General features: G+C 60.8%; 15 protein-coding genes. 12 read left to right on the top strand and 3 right to left on the bottom strand.

All coding sequences use genetic code 11. From position 1 onward, the window contains the following. The first annotated feature begins 62 nt into the window (after positions 1-62). Both BM235_RS12225 and BM235_RS12220 read left to right on the top strand, forming a co-directional pair. On the top strand, positions 63-1,001 hold the full coding sequence (locus BM235_RS12225) for an RluA family pseudouridine synthase (RefSeq protein WP_090113198.1): 939 nt from the start codon (positions 63-65) through the stop codon (positions 999-1,001). Positions 1,002-1,005: 4 nt separating this feature from the next. Further along, on the top strand, positions 1,006-1,563 hold the full coding sequence (locus BM235_RS12220) for a nucleotidyltransferase family protein (protein WP_090113195.1): 558 nt from the start codon (positions 1,006-1,008) through the stop codon (positions 1,561-1,563). A gap of 731 nt (positions 1,564-2,294) precedes the next feature. On the opposite strand, the gene BM235_RS12210 is transcribed toward BM235_RS12220, so the two are convergent. Next, positions 2,295-3,122 carry an aldo/keto reductase gene (locus tag BM235_RS12210; protein ID WP_090113191.1) on the bottom strand — a complete coding sequence of 276 codons (828 nt, stop codon included), beginning with the start codon at positions 3,120-3,122 and terminating at the stop codon, positions 2,295-2,297. Positions 3,123-3,190: 68 nt separating this feature from the next. Then, complete coding sequence (locus BM235_RS12205; protein WP_090113189.1) at positions 3,191-4,180, bottom strand: lipoate--protein ligase; 990 nt, start codon at positions 4,178-4,180, stop codon at positions 3,191-3,193. A 163-nt stretch (positions 4,181-4,343) separates the two neighbouring features. On the opposite strand from BM235_RS12205, the gene BM235_RS12200 reads away from it, so the two are divergent. From BM235_RS12200 to BM235_RS12180, 5 genes are all read left to right on the top strand, one after another. After that, positions 4,344-6,080, top strand: a complete 1,737-nt coding sequence (locus BM235_RS12200; RefSeq protein ID WP_090113187.1) for an ABC transporter ATP-binding protein — start codon at positions 4,344-4,346, stop codon at positions 6,078-6,080. Beyond that, positions 6,077-7,972 (top strand): ABC transporter ATP-binding protein, encoded by a 1,896-nt coding sequence (locus BM235_RS12195; RefSeq protein ID WP_090113185.1) that lies wholly within the window; start codon positions 6,077-6,079, stop codon positions 7,970-7,972. Before BM235_RS12200 ends, BM235_RS12195 begins: the two co-directional genes overlap by 4 nt. Before the next feature lie 94 nt (positions 7,973-8,066). Beyond that, a complete protein-coding gene (locus BM235_RS12190; protein ID WP_090113183.1) occupies positions 8,067-8,813 on the top strand; it encodes a hypothetical protein in 747 nt (248 codons plus the stop codon). A 185-nt stretch (positions 8,814-8,998) separates the two neighbouring features. Continuing rightward, positions 8,999-9,640, top strand: a complete 642-nt coding sequence (locus BM235_RS12185) for a bifunctional 4-hydroxy-2-oxoglutarate aldolase/2-dehydro-3-deoxy-phosphogluconate aldolase (RefSeq protein WP_090113181.1) — start codon at positions 8,999-9,001, stop codon at positions 9,638-9,640. Continuing rightward, a complete protein-coding gene (locus tag BM235_RS12180; protein WP_090113179.1) occupies positions 9,637-10,617 on the top strand; it encodes a sugar kinase in 981 nt (326 codons plus the stop codon). The genes BM235_RS12185 and BM235_RS12180 overlap by 4 nt, the downstream gene beginning before the upstream one ends. 297 nt (positions 10,618-10,914) lie before the next feature. On the opposite strand, the gene BM235_RS12175 is transcribed toward BM235_RS12180, so the two are convergent. Further along, complete coding sequence (locus BM235_RS12175; protein ID WP_090113177.1) at positions 10,915-11,745, bottom strand: AraC family transcriptional regulator; 831 nt, start codon at positions 11,743-11,745, stop codon at positions 10,915-10,917. 115 nt (positions 11,746-11,860) lie between these two features. On the opposite strand from BM235_RS12175, the gene BM235_RS12170 reads away from it, so the two are divergent. From BM235_RS12170 to glgB, 5 genes are all read left to right on the top strand, one after another. After that, positions 11,861-13,891 carry a beta-galactosidase gene (locus BM235_RS12170; protein ID WP_090113175.1) on the top strand — a complete coding sequence of 677 codons (2,031 nt, stop codon included), beginning with the start codon at positions 11,861-11,863 and terminating at the stop codon, positions 13,889-13,891. Positions 13,892-13,968: 77 nt separating this feature from the next. Beyond that, complete coding sequence (locus BM235_RS12165) at positions 13,969-14,199, top strand: DUF3892 domain-containing protein (protein WP_090113173.1); 231 nt, start codon at positions 13,969-13,971, stop codon at positions 14,197-14,199. 205 nt (positions 14,200-14,404) lie between these two features. Further along, entirely contained in the window at positions 14,405-15,886 is a 1,482-nt protein-coding gene (gene araA, locus BM235_RS12160; RefSeq protein ID WP_090113171.1) for an L-arabinose isomerase, read from the top strand. A 210-nt stretch (positions 15,887-16,096) separates the two neighbouring features. Continuing rightward, positions 16,097-17,371: a methyl-accepting chemotaxis protein gene (locus BM235_RS12155; RefSeq protein ID WP_090113169.1), complete on the top strand. Its 1,275-nt coding sequence runs from the start codon at positions 16,097-16,099 to the stop codon at positions 17,369-17,371. Between the two features lie 225 nt (positions 17,372-17,596). Further along, positions 17,597-19,507 carry a 1,4-alpha-glucan branching protein GlgB gene (glgB, locus tag BM235_RS12150; protein WP_090113167.1) on the top strand — a complete coding sequence of 637 codons (1,911 nt, stop codon included), beginning with the start codon at positions 17,597-17,599 and terminating at the stop codon, positions 19,505-19,507. Positions 19,508-19,518: the final 11 nt, after the last annotated feature.

The raw sequence follows: 19,518 nt of genomic DNA, 5'->3' as shown, positions 1-19,518 counted from the left end.
TATAATCGGCAATAGCGACCGCATAAAGGATCGATTGAATTGAAGCTAGGAGCGTACACCGAATGATCAATCGCAAGGTTACTCCCTCGGAGAGCGGCAAGCGCCTGCACCGCTTTCTCCGAAACCTGCTGCCGAACGTCCCGCTCGGCCAGATCTACAAGATGATCGACTCGGGCAAGGTCCGGGTGAACGGCAAGCGCAAAAAGCAGGACTACGAGCTGGCTGCCGGCGACGAACTGGCGATCTATATGGAAGAAGAGCAATACAAGGAAGCTTCGATCGGGCAGCAGAAGACGAAGTACGTCGGCGTCAACGCCGACGTTCACGTCGTCTACGAGGACGATCAGCTGCTCGTCGCGCTGAAGCCCGCGGGTATGCTCACGCATCCGGATCAGACGGATCAGCGGGACACGCTGATCAATCGCGTGCATGCCTACTTGTACCGCAAAGGTGAGCTCGACAGTCCGATGTTCATGCCCGCGACGGCCAACCGGCTCGATCGCAACACGAGCGGCCTCGTGCTCGTCGGCAAGACTGCGGGCATGCTGCATCAGCTCAATCAGTGGATCCAGAAGCACGAGCTGAAGAAGTATTACGTGACGATCGTCGAAGGCCGTCTCGAAGGCGAAGGCGAGCTGACGGACGAGCTTGTGCGCGACGAAAAGCGCAATCGCACGCGGGTCGCCTCGGCAGCGAACGCCGCCGACGAAAAGCGGCTGTCCGCGACGACGCGATACCGGGCGCTCTCCCAGGGCGACGGCTACAGTCTCGTCGAGATCGAGCTCGTTAGCGGACGCACGCATCAGATCCGCACGCACTTCCAGAGCATCGGCCATCCGCTGCTCGGGGATGTGAAGTACGGCGGGAAAATTTACGCGGGCATCAACCATCAGCTGCTGCACGCGTGGCGCGTCGTGCTGCCGGACGGACGCGAATTCCGCGCGCCGGCACCGCCGATTCTGAAGCGAACGGCGGACAAGCTGCGGCTCGAGGGTATTTGAGACGATGGACGAACGCATGCTGCTGTCGCTCGTTCAAGCGGACGAAGAGATGATGTGTGCGCTGCGGACGGCCGGATCGCTGAACCTGCCCGACTGGTGGATCGCCGCCGGGTTCGTGCGAAGCAAGCTGCGGGACGTCCTGTCCGGCTCGGCTTCGCGCACGCGCCTGCCGGATGTCGACGTGATTTACTTCGACGCCGGCGATCCGGACGAAGCGACCGAAAAGCGCTATGAGGCGGAGCTTCGCAAGCTTATGCCGAACGTACCGTGGTCTGTCAAAAACCAGGCGCGCATGCATGCCGTTAACGGCCGTGCGCCTTACCGGTCATCGCTCGACGCCGTCGCGAACTACCCGGAGACCGCCACGGCGCTGGCCTTGAAGTTGGATGACGCGGGCATGCCCATACTCGGCGCGCCGCATGGGCTCGCCGATGCCGTCGCCATGCGGGTCGCGCCGACGCCGGCATTCGCGGCGGATCCTGCGCTCCATGCGATCTTCGAGCGCAGAATCGACGCCAAGCGGTGGGATCGGATCTGGCCCGGCGTCAGCTACGCGAGGTAAGCGGTTTGTAAGCTGCCGATCGAACGGACGGCGCAGGAAAGGGACGAATGGTTCCTGACGGGAATTGCGACATCGTTTGCTTGAGATACGGGGCTATCGCTCAAAAGTACAAGATCGAGAGCGACGCCCGTACGTCCCTAGCGAGCTATCGCGCAAAAGTGCAGCATTATTGCCCGAAACGCCGGGGTCCCGCTTAAAGAGACGAGCTACCGTGCACTTTTGCGCGATAGATCGCAAAAACGCTCCATACCAGCCTTGGATGATGCACTTTTGCAGGATAGCATTAGGAATAGCCGGGGGCCTTTAGCAGGGGGAAGGACGGTATTGTTCCTGGCGAGGAACAGCCGGGTGCCTGTTGCATGGGAGAGGGCAGAATTATTCCTGAAGAGGAGCAGCCGGCGCCGTTTGCAAGCGGGAGGGCATCATAGTTTCTGACTAGGAACAAACGGCTGCCTTGGGCGCAAGAGAAGCAGGCGTTGTTCCTAATTAGGAACAATCGGGCGCACATGTCCCAACAGTGGATTTCGTTGTTCCTAACGAGGAACAAACGGAAGTCTTGGGCGCAAGAGAAGCAAGCGTTGTTCCTAACTAGGAACAAACGAGCACCCATGGCGCAGCAAGGGCCAGCGCTGTTCCTAATTAGGAACGCTTCGCCTCACTAGATGCATCGTAAGCAAAAAAAGAAGCCGCCTCCGCTGGCCATTGGGTCTGCGGGGAAGGCTACTTTTCTGTTAAAACAGAAACTTCTCCGGATCAGGGCCGAACCGTTGGTCCCGGTTCAGGTCGTCGATGAGCGCCATCTCGTCCGCGCTCAGTTCGAAGTCGAACACGTTCGCGTTCTCGGCGATCCGGGCCGGTGTGACAGACTTCGGGATCGTCACGACGCCATGCTGGATGTCCCAGCGCAGCACGACCTGAGCGGGCGATTTGCCGTGCTTCGCGCCGATCGAACGCAGCGCCTCGTGATCGAGGTTGCCCTGCATAAGCGGGCTCCACGCCTCAAGCTGGATGCGGTTTTCCTGGCAATAGCTTCGGAGCTCGCGCTGGGACAACAGCGGATGGTATTCGACCTGATTAACCATCGGGACGAGATCGCTGTGCCGCTTCAGCTCCTCCAGATGACGGATGTTGAAGTTGCTGACGCCGACGGCCCTCACGCGTCCGTCCGCATACAGCTTCTCGAACGCTCGCCAAGTATCGACGAACTTGTCTGTGCCCGGCCAGTGAATGAGCAGCAGATCGACATGGTCGAGACCAAGGCGTTCAAGCGAAGCATCATACGCTGCCAGCGTCTTGTCGTAGCCCTGATCCTCGTTCCAAATCTTCGTCGTGACGAACAACTCCGAACGCGGGACGCCGCCTTCGCGAATCGCCTGACCGACGCCCGCTTCGTTTCTGTAGATCGCGGCCGTATCGATGCTCCGGTAACCGGCGTCGAGCGCGGCACGCACGGCGGAGACGACCTGCGCGTCGTTGTCCATTTTCCAAACGCCGAGTCCCAGCCATGGCATGCGGACGCCGCCCCGCAGCACGGTGCAGGATTGAAGAGAGTTGGTCATCGTACAGTGCCTCCAGTCGTGTATGGGTGATGGGGTAATCTAAGTTGAGAACGATTTGCGCATCGGCTTCAGATCAGCAGATCCAGCCATTCTTCCATCGTGACCGCGCCGAAGTAAAAGGCCAAGTCCACGCCTTCGAACGCGGCCGCGAGCGACTCCCGGTCGTAACGCAGCCCTTGAAGCATCTCGGTCACGTCGCCGATCTCGCCTCTGCCGAAGAAGTCGCCGTACACGGCGGCTTCCGAGATGCGGCCATCCTGCACGTTCATTCGGATATCGAAGGTTCCGGCGGGCAGTCGCTTGCGCTGCTGGACGTTAAATGCCGGCGACAAGCCGAAATTCCAATCCCAGCTCCGGTACCGCTCGTCCGCCAGCTTGCGAACCGCTTCCCAATCCGCCTCGGTCAGCCGAAGCTGAGGAATGTCGGAGGCGCCGTCGAAAATCGAGGTGAGGATCCGGCTTCTGAAGGCTTCCATCGTCATCGGCTCCGCAAGAAACTCCGAAATGTTGGCGACGCGCGCGCGGATCGACTTGGTCGCCTTCGACTCGAACTTGAGCGGATTCGGCTTCAGCGCCGCGGATACGTCCTCCATGTGGGAGTCGAACAGCAGCGTGCCGTGGCAGAACATCCGTCCGCCGGTCGCGAACATCGCGTTGCCCGATATTTTGCGTTCGCCGACTTGAATGTCGTTGCGGCCCGACAGCTCGGCTTCGACGCCCATGCCGCGGAGCGCTTTGACGACCGGCTCCGTGAACTTGCGGAAGTTATGGAACGAATTGCCGTCGTCCTTGGTGATAAAGCTAAAATTCAAATTGCCGAGATCGTGATAGACGGCGCCGCCGCCGGACAGCCTGCGAACGACGTCGATGCCGTGCGCCTCGGTATAGGCCGAATTGACTTCTTCGGCGGTGTTCTGGTTTTTTCCGATGATAATGGAAGGCCTGTTGACGTAAAAAAGCAGGATCGGCTCATCCCCGGACAGCTTGCGAAGGGTATACTCCTCGAGAGCCAGATTAAGGGCGGGATCGTTGCCGCCGCCGTTGTCGATAAAAAGCAATGCCGTCTGCCTCCCGTCGAATGTGCGTCCTCTCTATTTTATGCCATTTGAGACTTGCGGACAAACTCGCTTTGGTTCATATTGAATTCATAATTGAAGGATAGGGTATGGGTATCCGTTTGTTCAAAAGCCACAAATCTAGAAATCGGGAAGGATGACGTCCATGTTAAAGCTGTTCAGATTGCTCGCGCCGTACCGGGCCCTCGTCGTCCTGGTCATGGCGCTGATCCTGCTGCAGTCGCTGTCCGAGCTGTACCTGCCGACCTTAATGGCGGACATCGTCGACGAAGGCATCGTCAAGCGCGGCGGCGATACCGCTTACATCATGCGGATCGGCGGCTTCATGCTCGCCGTGGCGCTCGTCGGCACCGGCGTATCGATCCTGGCGAGCTATTACTCGTCGCGCATCTCGGCTGGCTTCGGCCGGCTCGTCCGGGGCAATGTGTTTTCCCGCGTCGAGCAGTATTCGCTCCAGGAATTCGACAAGATCGGCACCGCCTCGCTGATCACGCGCACGACCAACGACATCAACCAGGTGCAGCAGGTGCTCATGATGATGCTGCGGATGATGGTCATGGCGCCGATGATGAGCATCGGCGGCATCATCATGGCCGTATCCAAGGATGCCCAGCTGTCGCTCGTGCTTGTCGTAGCCGTTCCGGTGCTCGTCCTGACGATCGTCCTGGTCGCGCGCAAGGGCATCCCTTTGTTCAGAGTCATTCAGAAAAAGCTCGACAAGCTGAATCTCGTGCTTCGGGAGGGGCTGACGGGCATTCGCGTCATCCGCTCGTTCGGACGCATCGGGCACGAGCAGGCGCGATTCGTCGAAGCGAACCGCGATCTCACGGACACGTCCGTACGGGTCAATCAGATCATGGCCGTCCTCTGGCCGCTCATGATGCTCATCATGAACTTTTCGAGCGTCGCGATCATCTGGTTCGGGGGTCTCCGGGTCAGCCACGGCCATATGGAAGTCGGCGACTTGATGGCGTTCCTCCAATACGCCATGCAGATCATGTTCTCGATGCTCATGCTGTCGATGATGTTCGTCATGGTGCCGCGCGCGTCGGCTTCGGCCGTCCGCATCAACGAGGTGCTGGAGATGTCGCCCGTCGTGAACGACGCGCCGCATGCGCGCACAGGCCGTACGGAGCTGCGCGGCGTCGTCGAGTTCGACGATGTTACGTTCAGCTATCCGGGCGCGGAGCAGCCGGCGCTCAAGAACGTCAGCTTCCGGGCGGAGCCGGGCGAGGTGACCGCGATCATCGGGGGGACAGGCTCCGGCAAGTCGACCCTCGTCAATCTGATCCCCCGTTTTTACGACGTGGATTCAGGCAGCATCCGGATCGGCGGTACCGACGTGCGGGAGCGTCCGCAATCGGAGCTTCGATCGCAGATCGGTCTCGTCCCGCAGAAGGCGGTGCTTTTCACGGGATCGATCGCGGACAATATCCGCTACGGCAAAGAAGACGCGACCGACGAGGAGCTGCGCCATGCCGCCGAGGTCGCCCAAGCGGCCGACTTCATCTCGGGAATGGAAGGCGGGTTCGGCGCGCATATCGCCCAGGGCGGCACCAACGTATCCGGCGGGCAGAAGCAGCGGCTATCCATCGCCCGCGCGCTCGTACGGCGGCCGGACATCTATATTTTCGACGACAGCTTCTCGGCGCTCGACTTCAAGACGGATGCGAAGCTTAGAGCCGCGCTGAAGAGCGAGACGACGGAGGCGACCGTCTTGATCGTCGCGCAGCGCGTCAGCACGGTCATGGACGCCGACCGGATCATCGTGCTCGACGACGGCGAGATCGCCGCAACGGGCTCGCATAAGGAACTGCTGCAATCGAGCGAGATCTATAAAGAAATCGTGTCTTCGCAGCTGACGGAGGAGGAGATCGCATGAGTCAGCAAGCAGGCGCAGGCAGAGGGGGGCCTCCGCGGCAGGACGGCGGCCCTGGCGGCCCCGGCCCGTTCGGCGGTCATCCCGGCGGGAGACCGGGCATGCCGGTTCAGAAAGCCAAGGATTTCAAGGGCACATTCCGCAGGCTGGTCGGCTATTTGAAGCCGTTCCGTTTCACGTTGATTACCGTGTTCGCTGCGGCGATCGTGAGTACGATCTTTTCCATTTTAAGTCCCAAGATTCTCGGGCATGCGACGACGAAGCTGTTCGCTGGCATCATTGATCCGAACGCCAAGATCGACTGGCACGGCATCGAGATGATCATCGCCTGGCTGATCGGATTGTACGTGCTGAGCGCCGTCTTCAGCTACATTCAGCAGTACCTGATGGCCGGCGTCGCCCAGCGAACCGTATACAAGCTGCGCAACGACGTCAACGAGAAGCTCGCCCGGCTGCCGCTCAAGTTTTTCGATTCGCGAACGCACGGGGAGATCTTGAGCCGCGTCGTCAACGACGTGGACAATATCAGCAATACGCTGCAGCAGAGCCTGACGCAGCTCATCACGTCCGTCGTCACGATCGTCGGCGTCATCGTCATGATGCTGACGATCAGTCCATTGCTGACGGTCATCGTGCTGCTGACGCTTCCGCTCAGCTTCCTTGTCATCAAAGCGATCGCAGGCAAGTCGCAAGGCTACTTCATCGGCCAGCAAAAAAACCTGGGCGAGCTGAACGGCCACGTCGAAGAGATGTATACCGGCCATCAGATCGTTAAGGCATACGGCCACGAACGGAAGGCGGTCGAGAAATTCGACGCCATCAACGATCGGTTGTACGATGCCGGCTGGCGCGCGCAGTTCGTGTCCGGCATCATGATGCCGCTCATGAGCTTCATCGGCAATATCGGCTACGTCGCGATCAGCGTCGTGGGCGGCGTGCTCGTTACGCGGCAAGCGATCAACATCGGGGACATTCAGGCTTTTATCCAATACGCGCGCCAATTCACGATGCCGATTACCCAGACCGCGAATATCGCCAATATCATTCAGTCGACGATCGCCTCCGCGGAGCGGGTGTTCGAGCTGCTCGACGAGCGCGAAGAGATGCCCGAGGAAAACAAGGAGCTCGATCCGTCCCGCGTGGCGGGCCATGTCGCCTTCAAGCGCGTGGACTTCAGCTACAAGGACGACGCGCCGCTCATCGCGGACATGAACATCGACGTGAAGGCCGGTCAGACCGTGGCGATCGTCGGGCCGACCGGCGCGGGCAAGACGACGCTCGTTAACCTGCTCATGCGCTTCTACGAGGTGAACGGCGGGTCGATCACGGTCGACGGGACCGATATTTCCAAGCTGAAGCGCGGCAACCTTCGCAGCCTGTTCGGCATGGTGCTGCAGGATACTTGGCTGTTCGGCGGGACGATTCGCGACAACATCGCCTACGGCCGGGCCGGCGCGACCGAGGCGGAGGTGGTGGATGCCGCGAAAGCGGCGTTCGCGGACCACTTCATTCGGACGCTGCCCGACGGGTACGACACCGTGCTGAACGAGGAAGCCTCCAACCTTTCGCAAGGACAAAAGCAGCTGCTCACGATCGCCCGCGCCATCCTGGCCGATCCTGCGATTTTGATCCTCGACGAAGCGACGAGCAGCGTCGACACGCGTACCGAAGCCAACATTCAGACGGCGATGAACCGTCTCATGCAGGGCCGAACGAGCTTTGTCATCGCGCACCGTCTGTCGACGATCCGGGAAGCCGACCTGATCCTCGTCATGAACAAGGGGACCGTGATCGAGCAGGGTACGCATGAAGCGTTGCTCGCCGCAGGCGGTTTTTACGCCGATCTGTACAATAGTCAATTTTCCGGCGGCAAATTTTCGGAAGACGCGAGCTGACGGGAAGTTTTATCCAAATTTCAGAGTTTGTTCATGATCCATTCATTTGCCCGTGATACCTTGCTGATAGGACATGGGAGGAGTTGTTGGGCGAATGAACAAAAAATGGACGATGCTCGCCGCGGCGGCGTTAACGGTTGCATTGCTGGCGAGCTGCGGTTCTAAAGCCGACGATAGCGGGACTGCGGCGCCTGCGCAGGCGGCTGCCGGCGTCCAGTCCGGCGGCGCAGCCGCGGGCGATCGGGCTGCGGCCGGTCAAGGCGGAGGCTTCGGCGGCATGCAGGCGATGGGGACGCTCGGCAAGATCAAGAGCGTAAGCGGCAATACGATCACGATCTACAAGTCGTCGTTCCAACCCGGACAAGGCGGCGGACGGATGGGCGGCAACCGCCAGGACGGCGGACAAAATGCGGGCGACGGCGCCGCGCCAAGCGAAGACGCGCAGCCGCCGAGCGGCGATCCGCCGCAGCAGGGCGTGGACGGCCAAGCCGGCGGGCAGGCGGGACAAGGCGGGGCAGGCGGACAAGCGGGCCAGGGGGGGCAGCGTCCCGACATGGCCAATATGTTCACCGAAGAAACCGAGGACATCACCGTCACCGACGCTACGAAAATCTACAAGACCGAGACGACCGACGGCCAACGGACGGAGACCGAGATCGCGATCGGGGACCTGAAGGCGGACGACGTCATCACGGTGACGTTGAAGGAAGGCACGCAGGAAGCCGAATCGATCCGCCTAGGCGGAATTGGCGGCGGCTTCGGCGGCGGCATGCGCGGCGGTCAAGGACAGGGTCAAGGGCAAGCTCAAACGGACGGACAGCAGTCTGCGGCCGGCGCCTGACCGAGGCATTATATAAGGCTAAATCGGCGTCATTTGGACCGCATCTCCGTATTTAAAGACGGAGATGCGGTTTATTTGCGTTTATTTAAGTTTATTTAAGTCGCATTCCTAACTTTATCTTGGCCGATGATGGTGATAAACTGAAAATATTGGCGTTTTGAATCGTATGGGGAGAGTGGTTGGAGATGAAAAAGCTGCTTGAGGAGCTATCCCGCGAAAAAATCGTGGCGATCATCCGGGGCATCGACGAAGCGAACGGCGACCGGACGGCGAAGGCGCTGGCGGACGGGGGGATCGTGTTCCTGGAGGTTACGCTCAATACGGACGGCGCCCTCGGGATGATCTCCCGTTTCCGCGAAGGCTATGCGGGCAAGCTTCGGATCGGCGCCGGCACGGTGCTGGATATCGGGCAGGCCAAGGAAGCGGTGGCGGCGGGCGCCGAGTACCTCATCTCGCCGAACCTGGACGAAGAGATCGTCTACTACGGCGCGGAGAACGGCATTGAGGTGTGGCCGGGCACGATGACGCCGACCGAGATCGTCAAGGCGTACAAGGCCGGCGCGTCGGCCGTCAAGGTGTTCCCGTTCGCATCGCTGGGGGCGGGCTATCTAAAGGAAATCCGCGCGCCGCTTAATCACATCCCGATGATCGCGACGGGCGGCGTCAACCTGGGCAACATTCAATCCGTATTCGACGCCGGCGCGGTGGCGGTCGGCTTGGGCGGCAATCTCGTCGACAAGCAATTGATCGCGGAGGGCCGGTTCGACGAGCTGACGGCGCGCGCGCGCGCGTTCGCCGACGCCGTACGCGAAGGAGCGGGAGCATGAGCGCGAACTGGGCGGACGTCGTCACGATCGGCGAGAGCATGGTGCTTATGCAGCCCATCCACGACGGACCGCTGGCCTACGCGCCGCTTTTCACGCGCTCCGTCGCCGGCGCCGAGTCGAACGTGGCGATCGGCTTGTCGCGCATGGGGCTGAAGGTGCGCTGGATCAGCCGTCTCGGCAAAGACCCGTTCGGCGATCTGATCCTGTCGACGCTGGCGGGCGAAGGCGTGGACACGAGCCTGGCCGAACGCGACGACAATCATCCGACCGCGATCTATTTCAAAGAATTCAAAGGTTACGGCGACCCCAACGTCTATTATTACCGCAAAGGCTCGGCGGCCAGCATGCTGACGCAGGAACAGATCCGTCCGGAGTGGTTCGCGAACGCCGGCCATTTGCACGTGACGGGTATAACGCCTGCGCTGAGCCACGGTGCCGAGAACGCGATCCGCGCCGCGATGATCGCCGCCCGCAACGAAGGCTTGTCCGTCTCCTTCGATCCGAACCTGCGCCGCAAGCTCTGGTCCGAGGAAAAAGCGCGTCAGACGCTGCTGTCCCTTATTCCGCTTTGCGACGTGTTCATGCCGGGGCTCGAGGAGGCCGAGTTTCTGCTCGGGACGAAGAGCGAGGCCGAATACGGCGCCGACTTCCTGGGCATGGGGCCGAAGACCGTCGTGCTGAAGCTGGGCGAGCAGGGCTCCGTCGCCTTTTCCTCGCAAGCCGCCGTCATGGCGGAGCCGCATGTCGTGAAGCGCGTCGTCGATACGGTCGGCGCCGGGGATGCCTTCGCGGCGGGCTTCCTGTCCGCATGGCTGGAAAACGAGCGGCAAAGCGACAGCGCGTACCTCAAGTCCGCGCTCGATCGCGCGAACCTGCTCGGCGCGCTGGCAACGCAGTTCAAAGGCGACTGGGAGGGCTTGCCCCGCCGGGAAGAGATGCTTCGTCTCCTAGACGGCGGTCAGGAAGTGACGCGCTGAAAAGGCGCGCGGACGCTTCGCGTTGCGTCTGCAATAGCGATGCGGGACATCGCTATTTGCCCGAAAAGCGGATCGTGGATCGAAATAACGACATCTGACATCGCTATTATCCCGAAACGTGGCTCATGGCATGGAATAACGATACGCGACATCGTTAATTCCCGAAAAGTGGCTCGCGGCACGGAATAACGATACGCGACATCGCTATTTCGCCAAAACAGAATCGCCTTCGTATTCATATACGCGGTATCCCGTGTCTCAGGCTCGTAAGCGCCTGCTCGGCGGGATGCCGCGTTTTTATTCGTACAGCTGCCTGAACTTATCCGGCGGCAGCCCGGTTTTGCGCCTGAACGTGGCGACGAAGTGGCTCGTGTCGCGGAAGCCCGCGAGCGTGGCGATCCGCGAGACGGTCTCCTGCGGACGCCCGATCAGCATCTCCTTCGCCTTGCGGATCCGCAGGTCGATGAGATAGTTGTAAGGGGACTGGCCGAACGCCCGCCTGAACAGTTCGTTCATCGAGCTGGGCGGCATGCCGAGCACCGCACGCATGTCGGCCAAGCCTGCGTCGGGATCGGCATAGCGCCGTTCCATCCACTCGATGAGCGGACGCAGCCGCTCCGACGCGCGGTCGACCGAGTCCTGTCTGCCCGATCGGCCGTGCCGCCGCAGCGTGAGCAGGAACCGGTAGGCATCCGCGGACGCCTCCAGGCCAAACGGATCGTCGTCGGCCTCGATTCGATCCAGCATCCGCTCCAAAAAATCGGCTAAGGGGGAATCCCATTCCCAGCGAATCGGCACGGGCTCGACCAGGCCGAGCGCGATCAGCATCGTCGCAGCCGCGGTTCCGCCGAACGTTAAATACGCCGTCTCCCACGCATCGGAGCCCGGTTCGTAGACATGCGGCTCCTCCGACGGGACCAAGATGCCGGAGCCGGCAGGGAGGCTGAATTTTCTGCCGCCGACGGTAAACGCGCCTTCGCCGCTTAAAGTTTGCAGCCAGTGGTAAAAAGGGTAACCGGTCGGTCGGGCGATTTTTCCTTCCTCGAGCACGGTGCCGATCGTCTCGACGAACAAGGGGAGCTGGCCTGTCTGCCCGGAGGGGATCGCGAATCTTCTGTATGTCCGCATTGCGCAGCACTTCCTGTTGTTTTCTTATATCGAATCGGGCAATGATTATATTCAGCGGGACATCGGACTGCGTTAAGATGAAGATATAATTATATGATAAAGGATGTGCGCGCGCATGATCAACGATAAGCTGCCGAAAATCTGGTACGGCGGAGACTACAATCCGGAGCAGTGGAATGCCCAAACGTGGGCCGAGGACGATCGGATGTTCAAGCTTGCCGGCATCGACGTCGCGACCGTTAACGTATTTTCCTGGGCGCTGATTCAACCTGACGAGGATACCTATGACTTCGCTTGGCTGGACGAGACGATCGACCGGCTTTACCGCAATGGCGTGTACGTCTGTCTGGCGACGGGCACGGGCGCGCATCCGGCGTGGATGGCTCGCAAATATCCGGAGGTGACGCGGGTCGACTATCAAGGCCGCAAGCGCAAATTCGGCGGCCGGCACAACTCCAATCCGAACAGTCCGGTCTACCGCCGGTTCGCCAAGGCGCTCGCGGGCAAGCTCGCGGAGCGTTACAGGGACCATCCGGCCGTGCTGATCTGGCACATTTCCAACGAATACGGCGGGTACGATTACAGTGAGCAGTCCGAAGCAGCTTTCCGGACGTGGCTGCAGGCGCGCTACGGGACGCTTGACGCGCTCAACAAAGCTTGGAATACGCGGTTTTGGGGGCACACGTTTTACGATTGGGAAGAAATCGTGCTGCCGAACGCGCTGAGCGAGGAGTGGGACGGCAACCGGACGAACTTCCAGGGTATTTCTCTCGATTTTCGCCGATTCATGTCCGACAGCCTGCTCGAATGCTATCGCATCGAATACGACGAGATCAAGAAGCATACGCCGCATCTGCCGATTACGACGAATCTGATGGGGCTGTATCCGGAGCTGGATTACTTTAAATGGGCGCCGTACCTGGACGTCATCTCGTGGGACAACTATCCTTCGCTCGATACGCCGGTCAGCCTGACCGCGATGACGCACGACCTGATGCGCGGCCTGCGGCAAGGACAGCCGTTCATGCTCATGGAGCAGACGCCGAGCCAGCAGAACTGGCAGCCGGTCAACTCGCTGAAGCGCCCGGGCGTCATGCGCCTTTGGAGCTATCAGGCGGTCGCGCGCGGCGCGGATACCGTGATGTTCTTCCAGCTCCGCCGTTCGATCGGGGCCTGCGAGAAATATCACGGCGCCGTCATCGAACACGTGGGGCATGAGCATACCCGCGTATTCCGCGAGTGCGCGGAGTTGGGAGACGAGCTCGGGCGGCTCGGCGACAAGCTGCTCGACGCCATGAGCGGCGCGCGCGTGGCGATTTTGTTCGATTGGGAAAACCGCTGGGCGCTCGATCTGTCGAGCGGTCCGACCGTGCATCTAAAGTACGTCGACGAAGTGCATAAATATTACGATGCCTTGTTCCGGCAGCACATCCCCGTCGACATGATCGGGGTGGAGGACGATCTCTCCGCGTACGACATCGTCATCGCGCCGGTGCTCTATATGGTGAAGCCGGGCTTCGCACAGCGGGCCGAAGCGTTTACTGCTGCCGGGGGCACGTTCGTGACGACGTTTTTCAGCGGCATCGTGAACGAGAGCGACATCGTGACGGTCGGCGGCTATCCGGGCGAGCTTCGCAAGCTGCTCGGCATATGGGCGGAGGAGATCGATGCGCTGTTCCCGGATACGAAAAACGCGATCGTCGTCAAAGACGAGGGACAAGGCCGCTTGTCGGGCAGCTACGAATGCGGAATATTGTGCGATTTGATTCATGCCGAGAGCGCGCAGGTCGTCGCCGAATACGGCCGCGATTTTTATGCGGGCATGCCTTCCGTAACGGTGAATCGCTTCGGAGAAGGGGAGGCCTGGTACGTCGCAACGAGCCCCGAAGCTTCCTTCCTCGAGGATTTGCTCGGACAGCTATGCGAGGACAAGGGGATTCTGCCGCTCGTCAGCGCGCCGGCCGGCGTCGAGGCGACCGTGCGCGTCAAGGGCGAAGATCGCTTCCTGTTCCTGCTGAACCACAATCCCGAGCCCGCCGTCGTCAAGTTCGACGTGAACGGCACTGAACTGCTGACCGGCGTTGACGCGCCAGGACGCGTAGAAGTGCCCGCGCGCGGCGTGATGATCATCGCCGCCCGAAGCTGAGCGGCGGTTGGACGCGCCAACGGCGAATAAATAGACGCGATCGGAGGCATGCTAAACCCCGACAGGAGGTGGAAGACATGGCGGATCGTGAGCAAGTCGTAGGCGTTCGCAAAAACGGAGACGGCGACATCGTGGAACTGAAGCTGTCTTCGGGCCAAGTGGTCGGCTACAAAGAAGCGCAGCAAATGGCCAAAAACGACCAGATCGAAAACGTCAACGTTTTCCGCGGCCGCGACGGCGACGAGCATCTGCGCTCGAACCCGGACGGACGGGAAGACAACAATCTCGACAACCTGCCCGGATTCTGAGGGGAGACGCGCTTCCGAGGCGCCGCCGAAACCGCTTGCCTTAAGCGGCTTCGGCGGCGTTTTTGCGTTTCGGATAAAATTATTCGTACATGTACATACAAGTGTTGATTGTATGCGCGACCTTCGTTATTATATTAGAGTAAAGGTACGTACAAGTTGAAATCGATTATCGTGTTGATTCGCTTTTATCCAAGGAGGTAGCGTTATGCTTCAAGTGAAGCCCTATACGTTTTGGTTCATTACCGGCAGCCAGCATCTGTACGGCCCGGAGACGCTGGAAGAGGTGGCCGCCCACTCCCGCGAGATCGCAGAAGCGCTGACCGAGCGCGTCTCTTATCCGGTCCTGTTCAAGCCTGTCGTGACCACGCCGGAAGAGATCCGGCGCGTTCTGAACGAAGCGAACGCCGACGAGGATTGCGCCGGCGTCATCACGTGGATGCATACGTTTTCCCCGGCCAAAATGTGGATCGCGGGTCTGACGGAACTGCGCAAGCCTTTGCTTCACCTGCACACGCAATATAACCGCGACATCCCTTGGGACTCGATCGACATGGACTTCATGAATACGAACCAAGCCGCGCACGGGGACCGCGAATACGGATTCATCGGCGCTCGTCTAGGCATCGCCCGCAAGGTCGTCGTCGGCCATTGGACGAATGAGGACGTCCATGCCCGCGTCGGCGCCTGGCAGCGCACGGCCGTCGCCTGGAACGAGAGTAAGCGGCTTAAGGTCGTCCGGTTCGGCGACAATATGAGACAGGTAGCGGTAACCGAAGGCGACAAGGTCGAAGCGCAGATCAAATTCGGCTGGTCAGTCAATACGCATGGCGTAGGCGACCTCGTCCAATACGTCAACGCGGTGACGGACGCCGAAGTCGAAGCGCTTCTCGGCGAGTACGCCGAACGCTATGAGATCGTCGAAGCGGGCCGCGCCGAAGGCGCCGTGCGGAATGCGATCGCTTACCAAGCCCGCTTGGAGATCGCGATGAAGCGATTCCTGGAAGAGGGCGGCTTCACCGCGTTCACGACGACGTTCGAGGACCTGCACGGGCTCGAGCAGCTGCCGGGCCTCGCCGTGCAGCGCTTGATGGAGCAAGGCTACGGTTTCGCCGGCGAAGGAGACTGGAAGACCGCGGCGCTCACGCGTTTGATGAAAATCATCGCGGGCGGCAAGGACACCTCCTTCATGGAGGACTACACGTACCACTTCGAGCCGGGCAACGAGCTGGTGCTGGGCGCTCACATGCTGGAGGTATGCCCGACGCTCGCGGCTTCCAAGCCCCGCATCGAGGTTCATCCGCTCGGCATCGGCGGCAAGGCCGACCCGGCGCGCATCGTTTTCGACGGCAAGGGCGGCAAGGCGCTGAACGCCTCGATCGTCGACCTGGGAACCCGGTTCCGCCTGATCGTGAACGAAGTGAACGGGGTGCCTGTCGAACGCGAGATGCCGAAGCTTCCCGTTGCGCGCGTTCTGTGGAAGCCGGAGCCTTCGCTCTCGGCGGGCGCGGAGGCGTGGATTCTGGCTGGCGGGGCGCATCATACCGTTTATTCGTTCGCCGTGACGACGGAGCAGCTCCTCGATTTTGCCGAGCTTGCAGGCATCGAGACGATCGTCATCGACGCTTCGACGAACGCGAGGCAGCTTAAAAACGAGATTCGGTTCGGCCAGGCCGCTTGGGGCCGCTGATCCGCCGTATGAAAAACCGTCGGGCTTTCGATGCCCGGCGGTTTTTGCTTTTACATGCCGAGTCGGTCTTCGTTCACGAAGCGGACAAAGATTAGACGCTGATTCGACACAGGATCGGCTGCGAATGTCACCGAATGGACAAGAGGATGCGCTGGGCCGAAGTCGAATTTTGTCTAATAGACGAATCGACAGAATGACGGAGGCTTCGACATGAACAAAGGGATGGGAATCGTCGCGAAAATGGTCGTCGGCATTACGCTGGTGTCCGGCATAACCTATGCGACCAGCGCTTTCGTGTTGTTGGAAATGAAGGAAACGTTTGATTTCATGCCTTTTTGGGTATTCGTTCTTTTGACGCTGGCGCTCGGCGTTTTTTGGACGGGACTGTTCGGTTTTTTCGCGGCCAAATGGCTGCTGCGTCCGCTGCTCTCGCTGACGGCCGCCGCCAAGGAGGCGGAGCGAGGCAATCTCGGCGTGCGCGTGCACGCGAGCGGAACAGGGGACGAGCTGGCGCAGCTCGGAGCGGCGTTCCAGGGCATGCTCGACCGGTTGAAGACGATCACGGGCGGCATCCTGGACAATTCGGCGCAGACGGACCAGCACGCGGCCGAACTCCAGGGCGCGATCTCGCAAGCGGCGCTCCGGATCGAGGAGATGTCGCGCCATGCAGAACGGATCACCGAGGGCACGGAGCGGCAGTTCGCGTCCGCAGAAGCGATGCAAGCGTCGGTCGAACGGCTGGCCGACGCCGCGCGGGTAGCCGACCAGAGCGCTGCGGCCGCCAAGGACAAAACGGAGCGCATGAACGGCACGGTCGCGCGGAGCGAAGCGGTCTTCAGCTCGCTGGTGTCCGGCATGGACCAACTGGCCGAGCAGAACCGCACGGCGCTCGAGATCGTGAACCGTCTGAGCGACAATGCCGACAAGATCGGATCCATCTCGAACGTCGTCGGCGACTTCGCCGAGCAGACGAACCTGCTCGCGCTTAACGCTTCGATCGAAGCGGCAAGGGCGGGCGAGGAAGGCAGGGGCTTCGTGGTCGTCGCCCAGGCCGTCAAGACGCTGGCGGGACAGAGCGCAAGCGCGGTTAAGGATATTCGTCAACTGATCGCGCAGATTCAAGCCGAAGTCGGCGCGTGCGTCGGGCATATCCAGCGTCAGGCCCAGGTGGCGGAGCATGAATCGGAGCAGGGCAGAGCTTCCGCCGAAGCGTTCGGCATCGTGGCCAGGGAAGCCGCCGAAGTCGGCTCGATCGTCGAGCGGATCGCGAGCCGGATGTCCGAGCAGGCCGTGCAGGCCGGCCGGGCGCTTGGCGAGGCCCGCAGGGTGGCTGAGGTGGCGGGCGAGATTCGCGCCGGGGCCGAGCGGGTGTCCTCCTCCTCGCAGGAGCAGACGGCGGTGATGGAGGAGATCGCGGCCTCGTCCGAATCGCTGCGGGCCAAGTCGCTGACGCTCAAGGAGCAGGCTTCGTATTTTAACCGATAAGCGCATGGCGCGGCTGCTGCAGCCTCCCGTGCCAGTCCTTCGGAGGGGACTGACGCGGGAGGTTATTTTATCCCTTTTGCCGGAATTTTTTTTGGAAAAGGCGGATGAAAAGGCATGGATATTCCTCTATAATAAACGTAATACAGAAGTTTTATGTGAGGAAAAATGACAAAAATTTGACGCGATTGGCGATCCCGCCGCTTCGTCCGCCAAGGAGGGTCCGATATGACGACCGGTACGGCATCGGTATCGCAGCATGATCTGTATTTGTACAACCACGGAGAATTGTTTCGCGCATATCGCGCATTCGGCGCGCATCCGTGCGAACGGGACGGCGAACGCGGCACGAGATTCGCCGTGTGGGCCCCGCATGCCCGCGAAGTCAGGGTCGCCGGCGACTTTAACGGCTGGCGCGGAGCGTCGCATCCGCTCGCGTTGTCGGGCACGACCGGCGTATGGCAAGCGTTCTTTCCCGGCATTGGCGATGGCGCGGCATACAAGTACGAGATCGTGGACGCCGACGGGCGCGTCTTCCTCAAATCCGACCCGTTCGCGTTCTTCTCGGAACTTCGTCCGGGAACCGCTTCCGTGGTGGCGAATTTGGATAATTATTCTTGGGGAGACCATTCGTGGCAGGAGAGGAGGAGCCGAAGCAAGCCCTACGAGCGGCCTATGCTCGTCTACGAGGTGCATCTGGGCTCCTGGCGAATCGACGGCCCCGAGCAATTTTGGTCCTACGAGCGGCTCGCGCACGAGCTCGTCGATTATGTCGCGGATAACGGGTACACGCATATCGAGATCCTGCCGATCACGGAGCACCCGTTCGACCGTTCCTGGGGCTATCAGACGACCGGCTATTACTCGGCCACCAGCAGATATGGACATCCCGACGGACTAAAAAAGCTCGTGGACCGGTGCCATCAGCGCGGAATCGGGGTACTTCTGGATTGGGTGCCAGGACATTTTTGCAAGGACGATCACGGACTGCGCCGGTTCGACGGCCAGCCGCTCTACGAGCCCGCCGATTGGCGCGTCGCCGAAAAACCGCTCTGGGGCACGCTCGCCTTCGACTTCGGAAGGCCCGAGGTTCAGAGCTTCCTTATCTCGAACGCGCTCTTCTGGATGGACGTGTATCATATCGACGGCATCCGGGTCGACGCCGTGGCGAGCATGATCGACCTGAACTTCGACAAGCCGCCGGAGATGCACACGAGAAACAAGCGCGGCGGCATCGAAAATCTCGACGCGCTTGCTTGGATACGCAAGCTGAACGAGGTCGTGTTCCGCTATTACCCGAACGCGCTCGTCATCGCCGAGGATTCCTCGGCTTGGCCGGGCGTCACCGCTCCCGTGTACCTGGGCGGACTGGGGTTCAATTACAAGTGGAACATGGGTTGGATGAACGACATGCTGAAGTACATGGAGACCGAGCCGGCGCATCGATCCGGGGTGCACAACCTGGCGACCTTCTCCATGATGTACGCTTACGCCGAGAATTACGTGCTCCCGCTATCCCACGACGAAGTCGTGCACGGCAAGCGGTCGCTGCTGAACAAGATGCCTGGCGCTTACGAGCAGAAGTTTTCGAATCTCCGGCTATTCTATGGCTACTGGATGACCCACCCGGGCAAAAAGCTGCTCTTCATGGGCGGCGAGTTCGGACAGTACGACGAGTGGAAGGACCTGGGCGAGCTCGACTGGCCGGTACTCCGGTACCCGCTGCACGATTCGATGCGGCGATTCACGCGGGACCTCGGTTCTTTTTACCGGAACGAGGCGGCGCTGTGGGAGCAGGATCACTCGCCAGAAGGCTTCAGATGGATCGACGCGGATAATGCCGCCCAGAGCGTGCTTTCCTATATCCGGTTCGGCAAGAAAAGGAAATCGCATCTCGTGGCCGTCTGCAATTTTTCGGCAGCCGCCTATCCGGTTTTTCGCTTGGGCGTGCCGACGGGCGCTTCGTACCGCCTGGCGATGAACAGCGACGCCGCCGACTACGGCGGCTCCGGCGCGGCGATGCCCCGCAAGTTCAAGGCGGAGCGGCATCCGATGCACGGCCAGCCCTTCAGCATGGAGATCGTACTGCCTCCGCTGACGTTCCTGCTCTTCGAGCCGGACGCGTCCGTGGAGGACTAGTCAAGCCTGGC

Origin of the sequence: Cohnella sp. OV330 (assembly GCF_900112065.1) — a bacterium.
Lineage (GTDB): Bacteria > Bacillota > Bacilli > Paenibacillales > Paenibacillaceae > Cohnella.
This window is presented reverse-complemented; position numbering and strand designations above follow the sequence as displayed.